1 protein-coding gene is annotated in these 2,348 nt (G+C 65.0%); it reads right to left on the reverse strand.

Annotation, left to right across the window (positions count from 1 at the left end; genetic code table 11):
- Nucleotides 1-2,348: NACHT domain-containing protein (locus FJZ36_19035; GenBank protein MBM3216994.1), on the reverse strand; the 2,348-nt coding region annotated here is incomplete at both ends.

The raw sequence follows: 2,348 nt of genomic DNA on the forward strand, positions 1-2,348 counted from the left end.
GCGGACGAGGTGCGCGCCGAAGAGGTTCGCGAATTCGAGGTTCGCGAGTTCGAGGTGCGCGCCTTCGAGGTGCGCGCCCCGGAGCCCCAGACCGTGGAGATGGATGCCTCCCGCGTCGTAGCCATAGTCGAGACGCCTGCGGAACGCAGCCGTTGTCGTCGTTCGGCACACGTCCGCATAGAGCCGAAGCGCCCAAGACGCGGTGAGCACGTGATCCGAAGCCGGGTCCTTCTCCATGCCTCGGTAGAGCCCGAACGTTGCCATCCAGAGCTGCATCCAGGCGTTCCGCTGACGCCAGAGCGGTTCCAAGCCGCCGAGCTCCAGCTCGGGTCCCTTGCCGATTTCCATATCGGGGATGTTCGGCTTGGGCACAGCGTTCGCTTCGTCCAACACGACTTCGTAGAGCTCGCGGATCTGCGTTTGCCAGTCGCGGCGGTCGTCGTGCGCGAAAGCCTGCATGCGCTTCGCGAGTTCCGGCGCGGTGTCCTTCGCCAGGGCGCCGAGCTCCTCATAGAGCGCGTTCAGGAATGCGCCCTCCTGCGCCGAGACTGGGAACTTTGCCAGCAACCTGGGCGCATCGTCGGGCTTGCGGGCGATCGGATGGTGGGGCCGGGATCGCGCTCCGAGGAAAACGTCGAAGCGCTGTCGGACGCACCATTCCGCGAAGAGGTACTCCCGAAAGCCCTCCGGATGGAACTGGAACGTTGCCGCGCTGCGAGGCTCGAAGAAATAGAGGACGAAGGGTGAGCGCAGGTCAGAATCCGTGATTTTGATCTGCTCCAGACACGCCCGGAACCCAGGACTGAAGTGCTCGATGTCGCGCACGGAACAGGCGCCTCCCAAGCCCGGAAGCGTCGCCAGCGCCGCGAGCTCCTGAAGGAGGTAACGGTAATCCTGTTGGTATTCAGTCAGGACGACGCCTCGTTCGCCGCTGCGTTCCGCCTTGCTGCTCACCGTTTGGTCCACGAAGAAGCGGAAGAGCTCCGCCTTCTGGCGGTCGAAGCCGCCGGCAGCAGGCGTCCCACTGTCGGACATCGGGTAGCGCATCATCAGGTAGAGGAGCAACGGGTTGCCCGTAATGTCGCCGCCCTCTTGTTGTTCGCCGGCGCGCTGGCGGAGGTCGCTGCCGGTGAGTCCTGCCCTGCCGGTTGCGTTGGCGTAGTTCTCGACCCACCGATCGGTCTCGTCGGGCGTCATTGGCTCCAGATGGATGGCAGTCGCCTTTCCGTCGCGAATGAGCGCCTTGAGGGACGAGTCGAGCAGCGAGGAGCGCATCGAGACGACGACGGAGAAGCGGCGCTCGCTCTTGAGCGCGACGAGACGGTTGAAACAGGACTCGACCGTGCGCCGGTCATGGGATGTCATCTCGTCGAAGCCGTCGACGAGCAGGATGATCTGTGTCCGTGATGGCAAGTCCAGCGCGTCGATGCTGTACGTCTCGCTCACCTCGCCCGCGATCCGGTTGAGCAGCGCCTCCGAAGTCGCTGCGTCGTGGATGGGCCGCCAGTGGACGTAGAGCGGCGTTCTGGAGCCCTTGGTCCGGGCGAGATCGGCAGCGAGCCGGCGCATCAGGCACGTCTTGCCGGCGCCCATGTCGCCCTCGATCACGACGATCCGGGCTCCATTCCCGTTCAGCAGCGTACCGAGATGAGCCTCGACGCCGCTCGTCGCCTCGATCTTATCCCAGTCGCTGTAGTCGTCGTCCGGTGACATGAACGTCTGAGCGCGGTACCGGCGCTCCACATAGAGCTTCTCCTGCTCGATCTCGCCGAACAGCCGCGTCTCGTCGAGTTTTTCCTGGGCTTCGCGCAGGAGTTCCAGAGCGTCGCGCTGCGTCTGCTCCTGCGCGAGCTTTACGTCTGCCGCCCGTTCCGCGAGCACCTGATCGAGCGACGCCGCCAGCGTGTTCTTCAGGCTGTGGTAGAATGCGTCTGGTTCTGGGAGCTCGATCTGTCTCGCCCAATCGGAGCCCAGCTCGGACAATGATTTGACGAGCGCCCACTCCTCAGAGCGCGCGACGCGGTCCGAGCGGATCACGGAGAGCCAGGTGAAGCCGTTCTTGAGGCGTTCCTGGGCTTCGTCGCGGAGCGATTCGTTCTTGATAGCGCGCTTCACGCTCTCGGCGATGTTCTTCCCGCCGTCTTCGGCTCGCTTCACCGCCTTGTCGAGCTCGGAGACGTACGTGCTCGCGAGGGCAGCGAGGATCGCCGTATCAAGGGGGAGGGGCTGGTCAGGCTTCTCGACCAGACTGGCGAGCTTGAACAGGGCTCCGGTTGCGCCCAAGATGCCGGCAAGGCCCCCCAGGCCCGCCGCCAGCGCGACGCCTCCGACGCCCGCAGCGACCAGCC

The sequence above is a fragment of the Candidatus Poribacteria bacterium genome (assembly GCA_016866785.1).
In the GTDB taxonomy this organism is placed as follows: Bacteria; Poribacteria; WGA-4E.